This window comes from Cryobacterium tepidiphilum (genome assembly GCF_003716325.1).
Lineage (GTDB): Bacteria > Actinomycetota > Actinomycetes > Actinomycetales > Microbacteriaceae > Cryobacterium > Cryobacterium tepidiphilum.
On record NZ_RDSR01000002.1, the window covers coordinates 197,067 to 215,217 of the forward strand.

An 18,151-nucleotide genomic window follows, 5' to 3' on the forward strand; every position below is an offset into this window, starting at 1 on the left:
TCTCCCTGGCTAGGTGCGGAGCACGACGTTCAGCGGCGGCTCGCCCGCGAGCATCCGCTCGATCTGCGCTCGAAGCAGGCGCGCCATGCGCGGCAGCATGGCCGTCGACGCGCCGCCCACGTGCGGCGTGATCAGCACGTTCGGCAGCCCGTACAGCGGATGCCCCGGCGGCAGCGGCTCGGGATCGGTCACGTCGAGCGCCAGCCGCAGCCGCCCCGGCGCGGCATGTCGCACCAGGGCATCAGTGTCGGCAACGGCGCCGCGGGCGACGTTCACGAGCAGCGCCCCGTCGGGCATGGCCGCGAGGAACTCCTCGTCGACCAGGCCGGTGGTGCCCGGGCCGAGCGGCACGGCGACGATGACGATGTCGGCATCGGGCAGGAGCGCCGGCACCTCGTCGATGGCGTGGATCGGACCGCGCTCGTCGGTGCGGGCGTGGTGCGCGACCCGCACGACGTTCGCCTCGAACGGCAGCAGCCGGGCCTCGATGGCCTTGCCGACGCCGCCGTAGCCGAGGAGCAGCACCGTGCGGTCGGCGAGGCTCTGGTGGCGGGCAGGAGCCCATCGCCCGGCGTCGCCGGCGCGCACGAGATCGGGGATGCCGCGCTGCGAGGCGAGGGTGAGCGCGAGCGCGAGTTCGGCCGTGGACGTCTCGTGCACCGACGCGGCGTTGGCGTAGACCACGCCGGGCGGCAGCACCTGCTCTACCCCGTCGTATCCGATCGACTGGCTCTGCACCAGGCGCGTCTCGACGCTTTCGAGGTGGTTCAGGGTCTTCTTCGCGCCCATGTACGGCGGCACGACGATGTCGATGTGCGCCCGAGGCGCCGGTCCCTGCATGTCCCACTGCACGGGTTCGACGCCCTCGGGCAGCTCGCCGACCGCCTCCCGCAAGGCATTTCCGGGAAAGCTGACGGTGAGGCGCGCTTCGGTCATGCTCGGAGCCTCCTTACGGCGCGGCGACCAGCTGGGCGCGCTGCGCGCCGAGGCCATCGATGCCGATCTCCATCACGTCGCCGGCCGCGAGGTACGGGAAGCGGCCCGACATGGCCACGCCCTGCGGGGTGCCGGTGTTGACCAGGTCGCCGGGCTCCAGCACGACGTACTGCGACAGGTTGTGGATGAGCTCGGCCACGGTGAACACCATGTCGGAGGTGTTCGAGTCCTGGCGGGGCTCGCCGTTGATCCGCGACCAGAGGTGCAGGTTCTGCGGGTCGACCTCGGAGGCGGGCACCAGCGCGGGGCCGAGCGGGTTGAACGTCTCGGCGCTCTTGCCCTTCGACCACTGCCCGCCGGAGTGCTCCCGTTGGTAGTCGCGCTCCGACACGTCGTTGCTCACGACGTAGCCGGCGATGTAGTCGAGCGCCTCCTCCGGGGAGGACAGGTACCGGGCGCGCTTGCCGATCACGACGCCGAGTTCCACCTCCCAGTCGACCTTCTGGGCGCCGCGCGGCACGAACACGTCGTCGTGCGGGCCGACCACGGTGTTGGGGTGCTTGTAGAACAGGATCGGGACCTCGGGCGCGCCGTTGCCCGACTCCGCAGCGTGCGCGGCGTAGTTCTGGCCGATGCAGAGCACGGCCATGGGCCGGGCGATGGGCGCACCGATGCGGATGCCGTCCTCCGCCTCGTACACCGGCAGCTCGCCGGCGCCGAGTGCGGCGCGGGCGCGCTCGATTCCGTCGGCCGCGAGGAAGGCGCCGTCGATGTCGTCGGTGATGCCGTCGAGGCGGTAGTACGTGTCGTTGTGGCGGACGACGGGCAGTTCACTGCCGAACTCGCCCAAGCGCATGAATTCCATGGGGTCCTTTTCTGCTGGTGGTATTGGCAGGGTACCGCGTCGCCCGTCGCGGTCGCCTCGCGCCCCTCAGGCGCCGAGAGACAGCCGCACCATCGTCCACGACTCGGGTGGCAGGGTCACGCTGGTTTCGGCATCCGTCACGCGCACCTTGTCGACCGGCTGGGGCGTCGCGAGGGCAGCGGATGCGGCGTCGCGCCGGGGGCCGCCGGCGTCGGCGATGATCGTCACGGCTTCGGCGAGCCGGGCCGTGCCGAATCCGGCGTGCGAAAGCGTCGTCTCCAGCGGTTCCTTGCTGCGATTGGTGAGGAGGAACACGAGCGACCCGGACTCCTCGTCCCAGGCGACGGCGGATGCCAGCGCCGGCACCTCGCCGTACTTCGCGGTCGCGAGGCCCGGCGTCTCCGTGCGCGCCTCGAGCGCGACGCCGCGGGCGTGCTTCGCGGTGAGGGCGAACGGGTGGAACGTCGTCTGCCGCCACGCCTCGCCGCCGGGCTCCGTCATGATCGGGGCGATCACGTTGACGAGCTGGGCGAGGCAGGCGATGGCCACCCGGTCGGCGTTCCGCAGCAGGGTGGTGAGCAGGTCGCCCACCACGACGGCGTCGAGCAGCGAATAGGCGTCTTCGGCGAGCCGCGGCCGCTCGGCGAGCTCGAGGTTGTCCTCGCCGGCGAAATCGTCGATGTACCAGACGTTCCACTCGTCGACCGAGAGCCGGATGCGCTTGTCGGAGTGCCGCTTGGCGGCGACGGCGTCGGCGGTGGCGACGACCTCGGTGATGAACGCCTCGAGCGAGGCGCCCGACGCGAGGAAGCTCGCCCGGTCGCCGTTCCGCTCCTGGTAGTAGGCGTGCAGCGAGATGTAGTCGACCTGGTCGAAGGTGTGCTCGAGCACCACCCGCTCCCACTCGCCGAACGTCGCCATCTCCCGCGACGAACTGCCGCAGGCGACGAGCTCGAGGGTGGGGTCGGCGCGCAGCATGGCCTGCGCCGTCTGGCTGGCCAGGCGTCCGTACCCCTCGGCCGTCTTGTGGCCGATCTGCCAGGGTCCGTCCATCTCATTGCCGAGGCACCATACTTTGACGCCGTACGGCTCCTCGGCGCCGTTCGCGCGCCGCCGGTCGCTCCAGGCCGTGCCGCCGGGAACGTTGCAGTATTCGACGAGCGCCGCCGCGGCATCCGCCCCGCGCGTGCCGAGGTTCACCGCCATGATCGTCTCGGTGCCGGTCTTCGCCGCCCAGCGCTGGTACTCGTCGACGCCGACCTCGTTGCTCTCGATGCTGCGCCAGGCCAGGTCGAGCCGGCGGGGCCGGTCGGCGACGGGGCCGATGCCGTCCTCCCAGACATAGTTGGAGACGAAGTTGCCGCCCGGGTAGCGCACGGCGGTCACGCCGAGCTCGGCCGTCAGGTCGGCGACGTCCTGACGGAAGCCGTCAGCGTCGGCCGTCGGGTGGCCGGGCTCGTAGATGCCGGTGTAGACCGCCCGGCCCAGGTGCTCCACGAACGAGCCGAAGATGCGGCGGTCGATCTCACCGACCGTGAACGACGGATGCACCGTCAGACGTGCGCGCTGGGCCATGGGTTCCTGCTCATTCCTGGGTCGCTGGTGGGTGTTTCGAGTCTCTCGCTGGTGCGGGGCGCGCGTCGAGGGTGGTGGATGACGGGCGGGTATGCGGCGGCGATGAGGGCGCGGAGTGTCTCGAGGTCGCCGGTCACGAGTCGCTGCGCGCGCGCCTGCACGAGGACGTTGCCGATCGCGGTCGCCTCGACGGGGCCGGCGAGAACGGGCAGGCCCGTCGCATCCGCTGTTAGCTGGCAGAGCAGGGCGTTCTGTGAGCCGCCGCCGACGATGTGAACGCGACGGATGGTGGTGCCGCTCAGCCGGGCGGCGTCGTCGAGGGTGCGGGCGTATGCCGCCGCGAGGCTCTCCAGGATGCTGCGGACCAGCTCCGGCCGGGTGGCGGGCGCCGCGAGGCCGCGTTCGGTGAACCAGCCGGCGATCCGGGCGGGCATGTCCCCGGGCGCCAGGAATCGGGGATCCTCGACGTCGAAGACCGCGGCGGAGGGGGCGAGTGCCGCCTGCTCCAGCAGGGTGCCGAGGGCGATGGCGTCGCCGCCTTGTTCCCAGGTGCGCACCGATTCGCTCAGCAGCCAGAGGCCCATGACGTTGTGCAGGTAGCGGATGCGCCCGTCGACGCCGCCCTCGTTGGTGAAGCCGGCGAGGCGGCCGGCCTCACCGAGCACCGGGCGGCCGAGCTCGACGCCGACGAGCGACCAGGTGCCCGACGAGATGTAGGCGGCGTCATCGGTGGTCATCGGCACGCCGACCACAGCGGATGCCGTGTCGTGCGACCCGACGGCGGTCACCTGCACGACGGCCGGCGCGCCGATCTCGGCGGCGACGGCGGGAAGCAGCGGGCCGACCCGGGTGCCGGCGTCGACGAGGCGCGGGAAGATCGCCCGCGGGAGGCCGAGGCGGGAGATGAGGGCGTCGTCCCAGGTGCCGGTGTCGACGCGCAGGAGCCCGGTCGTCGACGCGTTGGTGCGCTCGGCGACCTGCACGCCGGTGAGCCAGAAGGTGAACAGGTCGGGAATGAGCAGCATGGTGTCCACGGCGCCGAGAGCACCCGCGTGGCGGTCGTCGGCGAGTTGGTAGAGCGTGTTGAACGGCAGGAACTGCAGCCCGTTCGTGGCGTAGAGTTCGGCCGGCGACACCACTGCGTGCGTGTCGGCGACGCCAGCCGCGGTGCGCTCGTCGCGGTAGTGGAACGGCTGCCCGAGCATCCGCTGCCCGCTCATGAGCGCGTAGTCGACGGCCCAGGAATCGACGCCGATGCTGGTGATGCCCGGTTCCTCACGGAACGCGGCGGCGAGGCCGGCGGTGGCGCTACGGTACAGCTCGAGGATGTTCCAGTGCAGCCCGTCGACGGTGCGCACCGGGGTGTTCGGAAACCGGGCGACGGCGCGGAGCGAGAGGGTGTTCGGCCCGACCGTGCCTATCATTACCCGTCCGCTCGACGCGCCGAGGTCGATCGCGGCGACGGTGCCCATGCCGGTGCCGGTGCCGGTGCCCGTCCCCGTGCCCGTCCCCGCCCCGCTCACCACGCGCCCACCCCGCCGAGATGGCCACTTCCGGTCGAGATGGACAGGCGCACCAGGCCATCTCGACCGGAAGTGTCCGTGTGGGCGAGACCGGGCGTGACGGACGGCACGCGCGGCGCGAAGTACGGCGCCGCAATGGACCGCGGCGCGACGGGCGCGAGGCGCGGCGCGTTCATCGCAGGAACGCGGCGGCCACGCCGGCGTCGACGGGGATGTGCAGGCCCGTGGTGTGGCTCAGGTCGTCGGTGCAGAGCGCGAACACCGCGTTCGCCACGTTCTCGGGCAGCACCTCGCGTTTCAGCAGGGTGCGCTGCGCGTAGTACGCGCCGAGCTCCTCCTCGGGCACGCCGTATACGGCCGCGCGCTTGGCGCCCCAGCCCCCGGCGAAGATGCCCGAACCCCGCACGACCCCGTCGGGGTTGATGCCGTTCACCTTCACGCCGTGCTCGCCGAGCTCGGCGGCCAGAAGCCGCACCTGGTGCGCCTGGTCGGCCTTCGTCGCCGAGTAGGCGATGTTGTTCGGGCCGGCGAACACCGAGTTCTTCGAGGAGATGTAGATGATGTCGCCGCCGAGCTTCTGCTCGATGAGCACTTTCGCGGCGGCGCGCGACACCAGGAACGACCCCTTCGCCATCACGTTGTGCTGCAGGTCCCAGTCGGCGACCGAGGTGTCGAGCAGCGACTTCGACAGCGACAGGCCGGCGTTGTTCACGACGAGGTCGAGTCCGCCGAACGCCAGCACGGCGGCGTCGACGGATGCCTGCACCTGCGTCTCATCGGTGACGTCCGCCTGCACGCCGATCGCGACATCCGTCGTGCCCAACTCGGCCGCGGCGGCCTGCGCCTTGGCGAGGTCGAGATCCGCGATGACGACGCAGGCGCCCTCGGCGGCCAGGCGGGTGGCGATGGCGTTTCCGATGCCGGAGGCGGCACCGGTGACGAGCGCGATGCGCGATGCGAGCGGCTTGGGTTTCGGCATCCGTTGCAGCTTGGCCTCTTCGAGGGCCCAGTACTCGATGCGGAACTTCTCGGCCTCGTCGATGGGCGCGTAGCTCGAGATGCCCTCCGCGCCGCGCATGACATTGATGGCGTTGAGGTAGAACTCGCCGGCGACTCGGGCGGTCTGGCTGTTGGCGCCGTAGCTGAACATGCCCACGCCCGGTACGAGCACGATCAGTGGGTCGGCGCCGCGGATGGCGGGGGAGTCGGCCATGGCGTGCCGGTCGTAATAGGCCTGGTAGTCGGCGCGGTACTGCGTGTGCAGCTCCTGCAGGCGGGCGATCGACTCGTCGACGGATGCCGTGGCCGGCAGGTCGAGCACCAGCGGCGTGACCTTGGTGCGCAGGAAGTGATCCGGGCAGCTGGTGCCGAGGGCGGCCAGGCGCGCCAGCTCGGCGCGGGAGAGGAAGTCGAGTACGGCGGCGTCGTCACTGAAGTGGCCGACCTGCACGCGGTCGGTGGAGACGAGGCCGCGGATGGTCGGGGCGAGGGCGACGGCCTTCGCGCGGCGCTCGTCCTCGGGAAGCGGTTCGAAGTCTGCCACGACGGGGCCGAACGGCTCCGGCTTGGAGTGCGTCGCGATGTAGTCCGCGGCGGTCTCGATGATCCACAGCGAGTTCGCCTCGGCCTCGGCGCTCGTGTCGCCCCACGCGGTGATGCCGTGCCCGCCGAGGATCGCGCCCACGGCATCCGGGTTCTGCACTTTGATGCGCGCGATGTCGAGCCCGAGCTGGAAGCCGGGCCGGCGCCACGGCACCCAGACGACCTTGTCGCCGAAGATCGTGGGCGTGAGTGCTTCGCCGTCGGCGGCGGTCGCGATGGCGATGCCCGAGTCGGGGTGCAGGTGGTCGACGTGCACGGCGTCGACGAGGCCGTGCATGGCGGTGTCGATCGAGGGCGCCGCCCCGCCCGTGCCGTGGAGCGTGTAGTCGAACGCGGCGACCATCTCGTCCTCGTGTTCCAGTCCGGGGTAGACGTTCGCGAGGGCGCGCAGCCGGTCGAGGCGCAGCACGGCGAGGCCCTGCTCGGTGAGGGTGCCGAGGTCGCCGCCGGAGCCCTTCACCCAGAGCAGTTCCACCGGCTCCCCGGTGACCGGGTCGGTGTCGGTGCCCTTGGCCGAGGTGTTGCCGCCGGCGTAGTTGGTGTTCTTCGGGTCGGCGCCGAGCCGGTTCGACCGGGCGATGAGTTCTGCGGCGGTGGGATTCGTCATGGGGAGCTTTCTGTCTGGCGGGAGGGGATGAGGTGCCCGGGGCAGAGCCAGGCGGCCATGCGCTCGATGCTCGTGGTGGCCGCGGGTTCGTTGGGTTGGTTGAGGTGGCCGTGCTTCGTGCCGGGCTCGCGTACCAGGAGGAGGTCGACGCCGGCCGCCGCGAGCTCACTCGCGTAGGCTTCTCCCGAGGAGCGCAGGCTGTCGCGGTCGGAGTTCAGGATGAACGTGGGCGGCAGCCCGGCCAGGTCGTGACCGCCGGGGAACGCGTACGGGTCGGCGAGTAAGGCCTCGTCGCGCACGTAGTTCAGGTTCATGGCGCGAACGGATGCCGGTGGGAACGCCGATCCCGCATCCAGGCGGGCGATCTTGGCGGCCAGCTCCGGCGTGGGTTCGGGCAGCGCGGCGTGCAGGGTCGGGTAGGCCAGCAGCACCGACGCGGGCAGTACGCCGCCGGCGTCGCGGAGGCGCAGCGAGGCGCCGGCGGCGAGGTTGCCGCCGGCACTGGCACCGCCGAGCGAGAGCCTGTCAGGGTCGATGCCGAGCTCGGCTGCGTGCGCGTGGACCCATTCGAACGCTGCGGCCACTTCCTCGGAGGCGACCGGGAAGTGCGCACCGGTGCCACGGCCGACGGCCGGGGAGCCGCGCAGCTCGAACTGCGGCGCCAGCTGGTAGCCCACCGACACCACCGTGATGCCGCGGGCGGCGAGCTGCTGCCCCACCCAGTGCGCCTCGGGCATGTCGAGGTCGCCGAACGCGAACCCGCCGCCGTGCAGCCAGACCAGCCCCGGGCCATCCGTTGCCTCGGAGTCGTACACGCGCAGCGCCAGCGGGCCGTGCGGCCCGGCGATCTGCCTGTCACCCATGGGAGTCCGTTTCGTGAAGGTGCGAGAAAGGGAGCGCTCAGGCGCCCCAGCCGGCCTGCGTGCCGCCGACGCGCTCGGCCGCGATCCGCTGCAGGTGACCGGATGCCGCGTAGGCGGCCATCGGGTCAGCCGGAAGGCCGCGGGACTCGCGCCACTCGGCCAGGCCCGGGCGCACATCCGTGTAGAAGGCGTCCATGAGGATGCCGTTGGCGCCGAGCACGTCGCCGGCGTCCTGGGCCGCCTTCAAGGCGACCGCGTCGACGAGCAGCGCGCGCGCCGTCATCTCCTGCACGTTCAGCACCGAGCGGATCTGGCCGGGGATCTTGTCCTCGACGTTGTGGCACTGGTCGAGCATGAAGGCGACCGGGCTGTCCGGCCCGTAGCCGCCGCCGCGGATGACCTCGTAGAGGATGCGGAACAGCTGGAACGGGTCGGCGGCGCCGACGATGAGGTCGTCGTCGGCGTAGAAGCGGGAGTTGAAGTCGAAGGAGCCGAGCTTTCCGAGGCGCAGCAGCTGGGCGACGATGAACTCGATATTGGTGCCGGGTGCGTGGTGCCCGGTGTCGAGGCAGACCATGGCCTTGTCGCCGAGCGCCGCCACCTGCGCGTAGGAGGTTCCCCAATCGGGAACGTCGGTGTGGTAGAACGCCGGCTCGAAGAACTTGTACTCGAGCACCAGGCGCTGGTCGTCGCCGAGGCGGGCGTAGATCTGCTGCAGCGAGTCGGCGAGGCGGTCCTGCCGGCCGCGGATGTCGCCCTGCCCGGGGTAGTTGGTGCCATCGGCGAGCCAGATCTTCAGGTCGCGGGAACCGGTCTGGTCCATGATGTCGATGCAGGCGAGGTGGTGGTCGATGGCCTTCCGGCGGATGCCGGCATCGGTGTGGGTGAGGCTGCCGAACTTGTAGTCGTTGTCCTGGAAGGTGTTCGAGTTGATGGTGCCGAGGCCGACGCCCAGGTCCTGGGCGAAGCGGCCGAGCGCCGCGTAGTCGTCGACGGTGTCCCACGGGATGTGCAGGGCCACGGTGGGAGCGAGCGCCGTGAATTCGTTGACGGTGGCCGCGTCGGCGATCTTCTCCTCGGGGGTGCGCGGTGTTCCCGGCGTCGCGAAGACCTTGAACCGGGTGCCCGAGTTGCCGAAGGCCCAGGAGGGCAGCTCGATGGTCTGCGTCTCCAGCTGGGAGAGGACGGCGGCGGGAAGCGTCATGACGAGGGTCCTTCATTCGTTGCCTCGAGCGAGGCGAGTTGGTCGTGGAGGTTGAAGATTTCGGGGAGCTGCAGGAACGACTGGTCGGGGCGGCCGTCGAGCGCGGCGAAGAACGGTGCCATGTCGGCCTCCCAGCGGGCGGCGGCGGGAGAGGCGGCGAGGTAGGCGTCGCTGGCCTCGAGCGAGTCGGTCTCGAAGTAGCCGATGAGCAGTCCGTCGTCGCGCAGGAACAGTGAGTAGTTGCGGCGACCGGATGCTTCGATCTCGCGCAGCATGTCCGGCCAGACGGTCTCGTGGCGCTCGCGGTATTCCTCGAGGCGGTCGGCGCGCACCTGGAGCTGAAAGCACACGCGGTGCGGGACTGCGCTGGTCACGGTGATGTCCTCCGCTGTCGTTCGTCGATGAATCGTTTCAAGGAATGCTAATGGGTTTTCCAATGGGCGGTCAAGCAGGCTCCGCTCCGGCGTGCCGTCGTCGGCGGCGCGCGGCCGGGAACGCCCGGGGCAAGATGGTGGGGTGTTTGCCGGAGCCGGCACCGCGTGGTTAGGATGAGCTCGGATAGCGCTTTCCCAACTCAGTACAACCGAGGTGGCGGAGGAGGTCTGCCGGCCTCGGCGGGCCCCAGGCGGCACCACTGTCAGCACGACAGACCACGCGCCCTCGGGCGCCGATACGCAATGGAGCGACCGATGACCAGGAACGTGCAGCACGGGCCGAGTGACGAGGTGCGCATCACGAACGACGAGCCCGGCCGGCTCTCCCTGGAGTGGGCGGGCGGCGTGCTCGCGGAGTATGTGTTCGAGCCACGCGACGTGCAGCTCGAGTCCCCCCGTCCCTACTTCAGTCCGATTCGCACCCTCCGCGGCGACCTCGTCTCGCTCTTCCGCCCGCACGACCACGTCTGGCACAAGGGCATCACCTGGTCGCTGCCCGTGGTCGACGACGAGAACTTCTGGGGTGGTCCCACCTTCGTGCGTGGCGAAGGCTACGTGCAGTTGTCGAACAACGGCACGCAACGCCATCGCTCATTCCCGGGTTCCGGCTCCGACACCCGGGTCGTAGAGGAGCTGGACTGGGTGACCGAGGCGCAGCTGACCCTGTTCGAGGAGGTCAGGACCATCGGTGCCACCATCCTCGACGAGTCAGCCTGGGTGCTCACGTTCGAGACGGCCCTTCACAACGTGACGGATGCCGCGATCTCGATCGGTTCCCCCACCACCCGGGGTCGCGACAACGCAGGCTATGGCGGCCTGTTCTGGCGTGGTCCCCGCTCGTTCACGGGTGGCGCCATCCTCGCCCCCGGGCGCAGTGGGGGCGACGAGCTGCGCGGCAGTCGGGAGCCGTGGATGGGGTTCACCGGGCAGCATGACGGCAGCGGCCGCTGGTCGACGCTCGTCATGGTCGACGACGAGCGCAACCCGGGACATCCGGTGGAGTGGTTCGCCCGCTCGGAGCAGTTCGCGTGCCTCTGCCCGGCGCCGTTCTTCAGCGAGGAAGTCGAGGTCGCGGCGGGGGAGACCCTGCGGCTGCGGTACGCCGTCGTCATCGCCGATGGTGCCGCCGACCCCGAGCGGGGCGCCCACCTCGCCGCCGCCGGCCAGCGGGTGCTCGACGCGGAGCTCGCGGCCGCCGCGGTGGCACCACGGTGAGCCGGATGCCCGCTTTCTCCGCGGCGGCAGCGTTCCCGGGCGGGACCTCGGTCACCGATCTCGAGGTGTACGGCGACGCCGCTCCCGACGGGCTGGCCGGCGGCGCCCCGCACATGCACCTGGTCTCCACGGAGGCCTACCTGGTCACGGCTGGCGCGGGCACGCTGCAGACCCTCGACGCGACGGGATTCCACGAGACGCCGCTGGTTCCCGGAAGCGTCGTCTGGTTCAGCCCCGGCGTCATCCACCGTGCGGTGAACAACGGCGGCCTGCGCGCAAAGGTCATCATGCAGAACGCCGGACTGCCCGAGCTCGGTGACGCGATCATGACCTTCCCCGACGACGTGCTGGCCGACGCCGAGCGTTACCGCGCGAGCGCAGCCCTGCCGCCGGCGGACCGGGCGCCGGAGGAACGGCGCGCCGCGGCATCCGCTCGTCGCGATCTCGCCGTCGACGGCTTCACGCGGCTGCGAGAGGCCATCGAATCCGGCGACACCGGGGCGCTCGACCGCTTCTATGCGCGCGCGGCCGCCCTGGTGCGGCCGCGCGTGGAGGACTGGCGGCAGCTCTGGACCGCGACGCTCGAGCCCGTCACCCGCGCCACCGCCGGTCAGCTCGCCGCCCTGGCCGCGGGCGCCGTGCCCCACCTCGCCGAGGGCCGCGTCTGGACCGCCGCAGTCACCCCCGCGCTCGGGATGTGCGGGATCCTGCAGCGCGCCGAGACCACCCACCACCTCGCTCCCCATGACTCCCGTGGAAAGGCACCCCATGACTGACCGAAACCTGCGCGCCGCCATCGTCGGCACCGGTGCGATCGCCGCCGCGCACGCCCAGGCGCTCACCGATTACCCGCACGCCGACATCGTCGCCGCCGTGGACGTCAGCGCAGAGCGGGCCGGCGAGTTCGCCTCGCGCTGGGGCATCCCTGCCAGCTATGCCTCGGCCGAGGAGTTGCTCGCGGCCGGTGAGGTCGACGTGGTGCACGTCTGCACGCCGCCCGGCGTGCACGCCGAGCAGACCATTGCGGCGCTGGACGCCGGCGCGCATGTTGTGGTCGAGAAGCCGCCGGCGCTGTCGCTCGACCAGCTCGATGCGATGACGGATGCCGCCACCCGCAACGACAGGGCCCTGGCCGTCGTGTTCCAGCAGCGCACCGGCACCGCCGCCGCGCACGTGCGTGGCCTGCTCGAGACCGGCGCGCTCGGCCGACCGCTCATCGCCACCTGCCAGACGCTCTGGTACCGCGACCCGGCCTACTTCGAGGTGCCGTGGCGCGGAAAGTGGGCGACCGAAGGCGGCGGCCCGACCCTCGGCCACGGCATCCACCAGATCGACCTGCTCGCGTGGCTCCTCGGCGACTGGGCGAGCGTGCAGGGCCAGCTGTGGCACCTGGCTCGCGAGGTGGAGACGGAGGACGCCTCGACCGCCGTGGTGACCTTCGCCAGCGGCGCCGTCGCATCCGTCATCACGAGCCTGCTCTCGCCGCGTGAGACGAGCTCGATCCGCATCGACACCGAGAAGGCCACGATCACGGTCGACCACCTCTACGGGCACGGCCATGACAACTGGCGCATCACGCCGGCGCCCGGCGTCGGCGACGACGAGGCCGCCTCCTGGGTGCTGCCCGCCGTCGAGGAACCGAGCGGGCACGGCCCGCTCCTGCGCGACATCTACGACGCGCTCCGGTCGGGCGGGCCGCTGCCGGCGACCGCCGCGGACCCGAGCCGGTCGTTCGAGATCGTCACCGCTGTGTACTCGTCGGCGGCCACCGGCCGCCCCGTGACGCCCGCGACGTTGCGCGACGACGCCGAGCGCCGGGTGAGCCTGAGGAGTCCTGTCACCGAGCAGCAGCCCGGGCATGCCTGACGGATTGCCGTTTCACGACCCGGTCTACGACGGCGCGACCGATCCCACCGTCATCCGTCATCGCGAGAGCGGCGAATGGTGGATGTTCTACACCCAGCGTCGCGCGTCGATCGAAGGCCCCGGCGTCGCCTGGGTGCACGGCAGCCGCATCGGCATCGCGCGGTCGCCCGACGCGCTGACCTGGACGTACGCCGGCACCCTGCCAGGACTCGACGCGCCGCCGACACCGGAGGGTCGCAACACGCACTGGGCGCCCGAAGTGATCTGGGATGGCACGCGGTACCGCATGTTCCTCACCGTGATCAGCGGGATCCCCGACCGGTGGGAGGGTCACGACCGGCACATCGTCGAGTACACGAGCGACGACCTGTTCAGCTGGAGCCGGGTGGGCGTCGTGCCGCTCGGCAGCGACCGCGTGATCGACGCGTGCGCGGCGCGGTGCCCGGACGGTCTGTGGCGGCTCTGGTTCAAGAACGAAGCGGATGCCTCGACCACCTGGTGCGCGTCCACGCCCGACTTCGAGACCTGGATGGTCGAGGGCCAGGTGATCGGCGGCCGGCCGCATGAGGGGCCGAACGTCTTCGCCCTCGGCGGCTGGTGGTGGCTGCTCGTGGACGAGTGGCGGGGGATGGGCGTGTACCGATCGGCGGATGCCCGCACGTGGGAGCGCCAAGGTGGGCCCGACGCCGTGATCCTCGCTGCGCCCGGTGCCGGCCCGGAAGACGCGACCATCGGGCGACACGGTGACGTTGTGGTGCACGGCGAGCGCGCCGTGCTCTACTACTTCACCCACCCGTGGTGGAATGGTTCCGAGCTCGGACAGGGGGAGGGCGCGCACGTGCGAATCAGTGCCATTCACGCGGCTGCTCTCACCGTCAGCGCTGGCGAGTTGCTGTGCGACCGCGATGGAGAGTGTCGTCACGGGGTATCGGCGGAGGCCGGGGTTCAGTCGTAGAGCGCCCTTCTGCAGTGGCAAACACTCCCTGAAGAAAAAGAATATGAAACGTTTTAGAAATTGAGTTGACCAAGCCGGAATCGTGGGTTAGCTTGTGGGAAGCGCTTTCCCAATTGCGCGCACCGTAAGACGACTGCAACACCTGACAACGACGTTCCGGGAGGACAACGATGTTCGATATTCGTAAGCGACGCTGGATCGCCGCCGCGGCGATCACGGCGGTAGGAGCTCTCGCGCTCAGCGGCTGCTCCGGGGGATCCGGTGCCGGTGCTGAGAAGACCTTCGACCCCAACGAGAAGATCACGCTGAACCTCACCTGGTGGGGCAACGACGACCGCGCGGCGAAGTACGGCGAGATGGTCGACGCGTTCGAGGACAAGTACCCGAACATCACTGTGGATACGTCGTTCATGGACTACCCGGCCTACTGGGAGAAGCGAAAGACGGAGGCCGCCGGCGGCGGGCTTCCCGATGTCATGCAGTTCGACTGGACGTACGTCTCCGAGTTCGGCCAGAACGGCCTGCTCGCACCGCTCGACGACTTCTACGGTGACGAGATCGACGTGTCGTCGATCGACGAGAATGTGCTGAGCGCCGGCGAGGTCGACGGCAAGCACGTCGCCATCCCTGTGGGCACCAACAGCTGGGCCCTGTTCCAGAACGACCGTCTGCTCGGCGAGCTCGGTGTCGATGCGTACCCCGGCGGTGGCACCTGGGACGACTACAACGCCTACCTCGCCGAGGTCAAGAAGGCCGGGGACGGCAAGGTCTGGGGCGGCACCGATTACACCGGCCGCATCCAGTTCTTCGAACTCTGGCTGCGCCAGCAGGGCAAGAGCCTGTTCGACGAAGACAACAAGCCGGCGTTCACCAAGGACGACCTCGCCGAGTTCCTCAACATGGGCGAAAAGATCCGCTCTGAGGGCCTCGTCGTTCCGCAGAAAAAGGTCGAGGAAGTCAAGCCCAAGTCGGGCTTCGGCTCCCTGCTGGCGACCAGCGAAGCCAGCTGGGACAACTTCGGCGCCGGCTACATGGCAGACTCGGGCGAGAAGTCGCTGAGCCTGGTCGCGCCCCCCGCGCTGCCCGGTGCCGAGAAGGACCTCTACCTGAAGCCAGCCATGCTGATCGCGATCGGCGCGAAGACCAAGCACCCCGAGGCCGCTGCCATGCTGACGGACTTCCTCACCACGACCGAGAAGAGCGGTGAAGTCTTCGGAGCCAGCCGCGGTATCCCGGTGACGAAGGCGGCCAGTGCAACGCTCCAGGGTGCTGACGCCGACGTCGTCAAGTACGAAGAATCCATCGCCGGCCGCATCGGCCCGGCACCGGTCCCGCCCGTGGGCTACGGCTCGCTGGAACAGAAGTTCCTCGATCTCGGGAACAGCATCGGTCTCGGTGCCATCTCTGTCGACGATTTTGTCGACCAGTTCTTCAACGAGATGGACGTGATCCTCAACTAGCGAGGACTCGAACAGGCACATCGGCACCAAACGATAGGGATTTCACCATGGTCATCGGCTCAATAACGTCACGTGACGTGGCGAAGTCCCCGGCCTCGGCCCCTCGCCCGGTGAGCGACGCTCGCCGGGCGGGGGAACCCGCCCCTGACCGCAACACGCAGAGAAAGCGGCTGAGCCGCCGTGAGGCGTTCGCCGGGTACGGCTTCCTCCTCCCCTGGATGCTCGGCTTCTTCGGTCTCACGGCCATCCCGATGGTCTACTCGCTCTACCTGGCGTTCACGGACTACAACCTGTTCACGGCGCCCGAGTGGATCGGCATTGACAACTTCACCCGGATGCTTCGCGATCAGACGCTGCACCAGTCGATCCAGATCACTCTCACCTACGTGCTGGTCGGAACGCCGATCAAGCTGGCCGCCGCGCTCGGTGTGGCGCTGCTTCTCAACTTCCGCGACAAGGGTTCAGGTTTCTTCCGCTCCGCGTTCTACGCTCCGAGCCTGATCGGCGCGAGTGTGGCGATCGCCATCGTCTGGCGGGCCCTCTTCCGCGAGAGCGGTGCCGTCGATGACGGCCTCAGCTTCCTCGGAATCCACCTGGGCAGCTGGATCGCCAACCCCAGCCTCGTTCTGCCCATGATGATCATCCTCGGCGTCTGGCAGTTCGGCGCCCCGATGGTCATCTTCCTGGCCGGCCTCAAGCAGGTTCCGACCGAACTCTACGAGGCGGCATCGATGGACGGAGCGGGCACCTGGCGCCGGTTCGTCAACGTGACGATCCCCATGCTCTCGCCGGTGATCTTCTTCAACCTGCTGCTCGAGATCGTGCACGCCTTCCAGATCTTCGGGTCGGCCTACATCATCTCGAACGGCACCGGCGGCCCCGCCGGAATGACCAATTTCTACACCGTGTACCTCTACAAGCGCGGCTTCTCCGATTTGCAGATGGGCTACGCTGCGGCGATGGCGTGGCTTCTCGTCGTGGTCGTCGGAGTGATCGCGTTCATCTTGTTCAAGTCCCAGAAGTCTTGGGTGCACTACGGAGGGGACAACCGATGACCACCACAACGACCGGCACCGGTATGGCCGTCCCGCCTCCGATGACGGGACCCGTCACGTCGCAGCGCAGGCACCCGGAAGGACGCCGTCGGGTCAAGCGCGGTACCGTCGTCACGGCGATCTGGTTCGTCGCCCTGACGGCTATGACCCTCCTCGTGCTGTACCCGCTCGTGTGGGTGCTGTTGGCCTCCTTCAAGCCGAGCTCCGAGTTCGGCCTGAGCTACGGGATGCTCGCCGAGAACCCCACGATCGACAACTATGTCAAGGTGCTTGAGGGCATCGGGGGCGTGCCGCTGTGGCGGTTCCTGGTGAACTCCTTGTTCGTGGCCGTCATGTCGGTGATCGGCATCACCCTCTCCTCCTCAATGGCCGCCTACGCCTTCGCGCGGATCAAGTTCAAGGCGAGCGGGTTGTTCTTCTCGCTCATGATCGGCACGCTGCTGCTGCCGGTGCACGTGGTGCTCATTCCGCAGTACATCATCTACAACAAGCTCGGGCTGATCGACACCTACGTTCCGCTGCTCCTCGGCAAGTTCCTCGCTGCGGAAGCGTTCTTCGTGTTCCTGATGGTGCAGTTCATCAAGGGACTGCCACGTGACATGGATGAGGCGGCGAAGATCGACGGTGCCGGGCATCCGCGGGTGTTCTTCTCGATCACCCTGCCGCTGATCAAGCCGGCGCTTGTGACCTCGTCGATCTTCGCGTTCATCTGGAGCTGGAACGACTTCCTGGCCCCGCTGCTGTACCTGAGCTCGCCGACGAACTACACGCTGCCCATGGCGCTTCGTCTCTACAACGACCAGAGCTCCGTGTCAGACTACGGGGCGACTGTGGCGGTCTCGATGGTCGCGCTGCTTCCCGTGCTGATCTTCTTCCTCATCTTCCAGCGCTTCCTGATCCAGGGTGTCGCCACGCAGGGGTTGAAGGGCTGAGCATGGCATTGAGGCGCGGGCGGGGGCCCCGGGAGGCCGCGGAGCTGCTCACCGACGAGCCGGCACCGCGCTGGCCCGGTGCCCGGCGGCCCTTCGCGCTCTTCGGCGAGGTGTTGCTCGTCGGGATCCTGGTCACCGTGCTGGCATTGCCGTTGGTGACGCTTCCGGTGGCGCTCGCCGCGGGCATCCGTCATCTGGCCCGTTTCATCGCCGGCGATGCCTCGCCGATGGCGGCGTTCTGGGCGGATGTCAGGAGCGGCATCGTCGGAAGCCTGGGCGTGGGAATCGGCTTCTGGCTGCTCGTGGGCATGCTCGCGGTCGACGGTGTGCTCGCCCAATCCGGTCTGCTGCCGGGGGGCTCCGTGGTCGGTGTCATCGTGATCGTGCTGCTTGTCGTGTTGCCCGTCATCCTCACTCGTGCCGCGGCGGAGTGGGAACCCGGCTCCGGCTGGGCTCTGGCTCTCCGTGCCGGTCTGCGTGCGGCGACGGATGATCTCCGCGGCACGCTGTACCTCGTGGCCGCTGTCGGCTTGCTGGTTGTCCTCACCTGGCAGCTCATTCCGCTGGTCATCCCCGGCTTCGGCTGCCTCGTCTTCGCCGCCACCGCTGTGCGCCTGCGCCGTCTCGCACAGCTTGAGGCCTGACCGCTTTTCGCGAGGCCCTTCTCGTTCAGCGCGTCTCACGCGAAACCTCTCGCGCCCCTGCCCGAAACCTCTCGCGCCCCTGCCCGAAACCTCTCGCGCCCTTGCCTCCGCGCCCCCGGGCCTCCGCCCCGCGCCTCCGCGCCTTGCTCCAGCCTTCTCGCACTGGTGAAGCCGCTGTTTACGCGGTTTGTTCTCCGGCCCGGCGACCACCGGACAGTGTGATGGGGTTGCCGGGCTTCAGGGTGGTGTTGCTTTTCATGCGGATGGGTGTCTGTTGCGGGTCGATCGCTTTGGGGGGGATGAGCCAGTACTGGTTGTTGCCTCTCCGTTCGATGCGCCAGCCCTGGTTGTGGAGTCGGAGGTGGTCGCGTTTGCAGAGGAGGATGCCGTCTTTGATGTCGGTGCGTCCGCCGTG

16 protein-coding genes and 1 pseudogene are annotated in these 18,151 nt (G+C 69.4%); 8 read left to right on the forward strand and 9 right to left on the reverse strand.

What is annotated here, in order from left to right:
- Positions 1 to 9: 9 nt before the first annotated feature.
- From EEJ31_RS02310 to EEJ31_RS02350, 8 genes are all read right to left on the reverse strand, one after another.
- A complete protein-coding gene (locus EEJ31_RS02310; RefSeq protein WP_123044700.1) occupies positions 10 to 936 on the reverse strand; it encodes a 2-hydroxyacid dehydrogenase in 927 nt (308 codons plus the stop codon).
- Positions 937 to 949: 13 nt separating this feature from the next.
- Complete coding sequence (locus tag EEJ31_RS02315) at positions 950 to 1,801, reverse strand: fumarylacetoacetate hydrolase family protein (protein ID WP_123044669.1); 852 nt, start codon at positions 1,799 to 1,801, stop codon at positions 950 to 952.
- Between the two features lie 66 nt (positions 1,802 to 1,867).
- Positions 1,868 to 3,376, reverse strand: coding sequence for an arabinosylfuranosidase ArfA (gene arfA / locus EEJ31_RS02320; RefSeq protein WP_123044670.1), 1,509 nt, complete (start codon positions 3,374 to 3,376; stop codon positions 1,868 to 1,870).
- The gene (locus tag EEJ31_RS02325) at positions 3,355 to 4,848 is read right to left on the reverse strand and encodes a rhamnulokinase (RefSeq protein ID WP_123044701.1); all 1,494 of its coding nucleotides are present in this window, start codon (positions 4,846 to 4,848) and stop codon (positions 3,355 to 3,357) included. Before EEJ31_RS02325 ends, arfA begins: the two co-directional genes overlap by 22 nt.
- Before the next feature lie 223 nt (positions 4,849 to 5,071).
- Entirely contained in the window at positions 5,072 to 7,108 is a 2,037-nt protein-coding gene (locus tag EEJ31_RS02335) for a bifunctional aldolase/short-chain dehydrogenase (protein ID WP_123044671.1), read from the reverse strand.
- The gene (locus EEJ31_RS02340; RefSeq protein ID WP_123044672.1) at positions 7,105 to 7,971 is read right to left on the reverse strand and encodes an alpha/beta hydrolase; all 867 of its coding nucleotides are present in this window, start codon (positions 7,969 to 7,971) and stop codon (positions 7,105 to 7,107) included. The genes EEJ31_RS02335 and EEJ31_RS02340 overlap by 4 nt, the downstream gene beginning before the upstream one ends.
- A 37-nt stretch (positions 7,972 to 8,008) precedes the next feature.
- On the reverse strand, positions 8,009 to 9,175 hold the full coding sequence (gene rhaI, locus EEJ31_RS02345; protein WP_123044673.1) for an L-rhamnose isomerase: 1,167 nt from the start codon (positions 9,173 to 9,175) through the stop codon (positions 8,009 to 8,011).
- The gene (locus EEJ31_RS02350) at positions 9,172 to 9,555 is read right to left on the reverse strand and encodes an L-rhamnose mutarotase (RefSeq protein ID WP_199727248.1); all 384 of its coding nucleotides are present in this window, start codon (positions 9,553 to 9,555) and stop codon (positions 9,172 to 9,174) included. Before EEJ31_RS02350 ends, rhaI begins: the two co-directional genes overlap by 4 nt.
- A gap of 309 nt (positions 9,556 to 9,864) precedes the next feature.
- Here EEJ31_RS02350 and EEJ31_RS02355 point away from each other — a divergent pair, with 309 nt between their 5' ends.
- The 8 genes from EEJ31_RS02355 (at position 9,865) to EEJ31_RS02390 (ending at position 17,736) form a co-directional block, all read left to right on the forward strand.
- Entirely contained in the window at positions 9,865 to 10,824 is a 960-nt protein-coding gene (locus tag EEJ31_RS02355; protein ID WP_123044675.1) for a DUF6807 domain-containing protein, read from the forward strand.
- A 5-nt stretch (positions 10,825 to 10,829) separates the two neighbouring features.
- Positions 10,830 to 11,600, forward strand: coding sequence for a cupin domain-containing protein (locus EEJ31_RS02360; RefSeq protein WP_123044676.1), 771 nt, complete (start codon positions 10,830 to 10,832; stop codon positions 11,598 to 11,600).
- On the forward strand, positions 11,593 to 12,690 hold the full coding sequence (locus EEJ31_RS02365; RefSeq protein ID WP_123044677.1) for a Gfo/Idh/MocA family protein: 1,098 nt from the start codon (positions 11,593 to 11,595) through the stop codon (positions 12,688 to 12,690). Before EEJ31_RS02360 ends, EEJ31_RS02365 begins: the two co-directional genes overlap by 8 nt.
- Entirely contained in the window at positions 12,683 to 13,645 is a 963-nt protein-coding gene (locus EEJ31_RS02370; protein WP_123044678.1) for a glycoside hydrolase family protein, read from the forward strand. The genes EEJ31_RS02365 and EEJ31_RS02370 overlap by 8 nt, the downstream gene beginning before the upstream one ends.
- A gap of 170 nt (positions 13,646 to 13,815) precedes the next feature.
- Entirely contained in the window at positions 13,816 to 15,105 is a 1,290-nt protein-coding gene (locus tag EEJ31_RS02375) for an ABC transporter substrate-binding protein (protein WP_199727245.1), read from the forward strand.
- Positions 15,106 to 15,182: 77 nt separating this feature from the next.
- Positions 15,183 to 16,160, forward strand: a complete 978-nt coding sequence (locus EEJ31_RS02380) for a carbohydrate ABC transporter permease (protein ID WP_407643187.1) — start codon at positions 15,183 to 15,185, stop codon at positions 16,158 to 16,160.
- The gene (locus EEJ31_RS02385) at positions 16,157 to 17,092 is read left to right on the forward strand and encodes a carbohydrate ABC transporter permease (RefSeq protein WP_407643188.1); all 936 of its coding nucleotides are present in this window, start codon (positions 16,157 to 16,159) and stop codon (positions 17,090 to 17,092) included. Before EEJ31_RS02380 ends, EEJ31_RS02385 begins: the two co-directional genes overlap by 4 nt.
- A 2-nt stretch (positions 17,093 to 17,094) precedes the next feature.
- On the forward strand, positions 17,095 to 17,736 hold the full coding sequence (locus EEJ31_RS02390) for a hypothetical protein (RefSeq protein WP_123044680.1): 642 nt from the start codon (positions 17,095 to 17,097) through the stop codon (positions 17,734 to 17,736).
- Between the two features lie 178 nt (positions 17,737 to 17,914).
- Here EEJ31_RS02390 and EEJ31_RS13810 read toward each other — a convergent pair.
- Positions 17,915 to 18,151, reverse strand: a pseudogene (locus EEJ31_RS13810) (hypothetical protein); the annotation flags it as partial.

Bases quoted from the DNA above. Each gene is read 5' to 3' on its own strand.
- EEJ31_RS02370 (WP_123044678.1), top strand. From the start codon at position 12,683: ATGCCTGACGGATTGCCGTTTCACGACCCGGTCTACGACGGCGCGACC.
- EEJ31_RS02375 (WP_199727245.1), top strand. From the start codon at position 13,816: ATGTTCGATATTCGTAAGCGACGCTGGATCGCCGCCGCGGCGATCACG.
- EEJ31_RS02360 (WP_123044676.1), top strand. From the start codon at position 10,830: ATGCCCGCTTTCTCCGCGGCGGCAGCGTTCCCGGGCGGGACCTCGGTC.
- EEJ31_RS02365 (WP_123044677.1), top strand. From the start codon at position 11,593: ATGACTGACCGAAACCTGCGCGCCGCCATCGTCGGCACCGGTGCGATC.
- EEJ31_RS02390 (WP_123044680.1), top strand. From the start codon at position 17,095: ATGGCATTGAGGCGCGGGCGGGGGCCCCGGGAGGCCGCGGAGCTGCTC.
- EEJ31_RS02385 (WP_407643188.1), top strand. From the start codon at position 16,157: ATGACCACCACAACGACCGGCACCGGTATGGCCGTCCCGCCTCCGATG.
- EEJ31_RS02340 (WP_123044672.1), bottom strand. From the start codon at position 7,971: ATGGGTGACAGGCAGATCGCCGGGCCGCACGGCCCGCTGGCGCTGCGC.
- rhaI (WP_123044673.1), bottom strand. From the start codon at position 9,175: ATGACGCTTCCCGCCGCCGTCCTCTCCCAGCTGGAGACGCAGACCATC.
- EEJ31_RS02310 (WP_123044700.1), bottom strand. From the start codon at position 936: ATGACCGAAGCGCGCCTCACCGTCAGCTTTCCCGGAAATGCCTTGCGG.
- EEJ31_RS02355 (WP_123044675.1), top strand. From the start codon at position 9,865: ATGACCAGGAACGTGCAGCACGGGCCGAGTGACGAGGTGCGCATCACG.
- EEJ31_RS02315 (WP_123044669.1), bottom strand. From the start codon at position 1,801: ATGGAATTCATGCGCTTGGGCGAGTTCGGCAGTGAACTGCCCGTCGTC.
- arfA (WP_123044670.1), bottom strand. From the start codon at position 3,376: ATGGCCCAGCGCGCACGTCTGACGGTGCATCCGTCGTTCACGGTCGGT.
- EEJ31_RS02325 (WP_123044701.1), bottom strand. From the start codon at position 4,848: ATGGGCACCGTCGCCGCGATCGACCTCGGCGCGTCGAGCGGACGGGTA.
- EEJ31_RS02335 (WP_123044671.1), bottom strand. From the start codon at position 7,108: ATGACGAATCCCACCGCCGCAGAACTCATCGCCCGGTCGAACCGGCTC.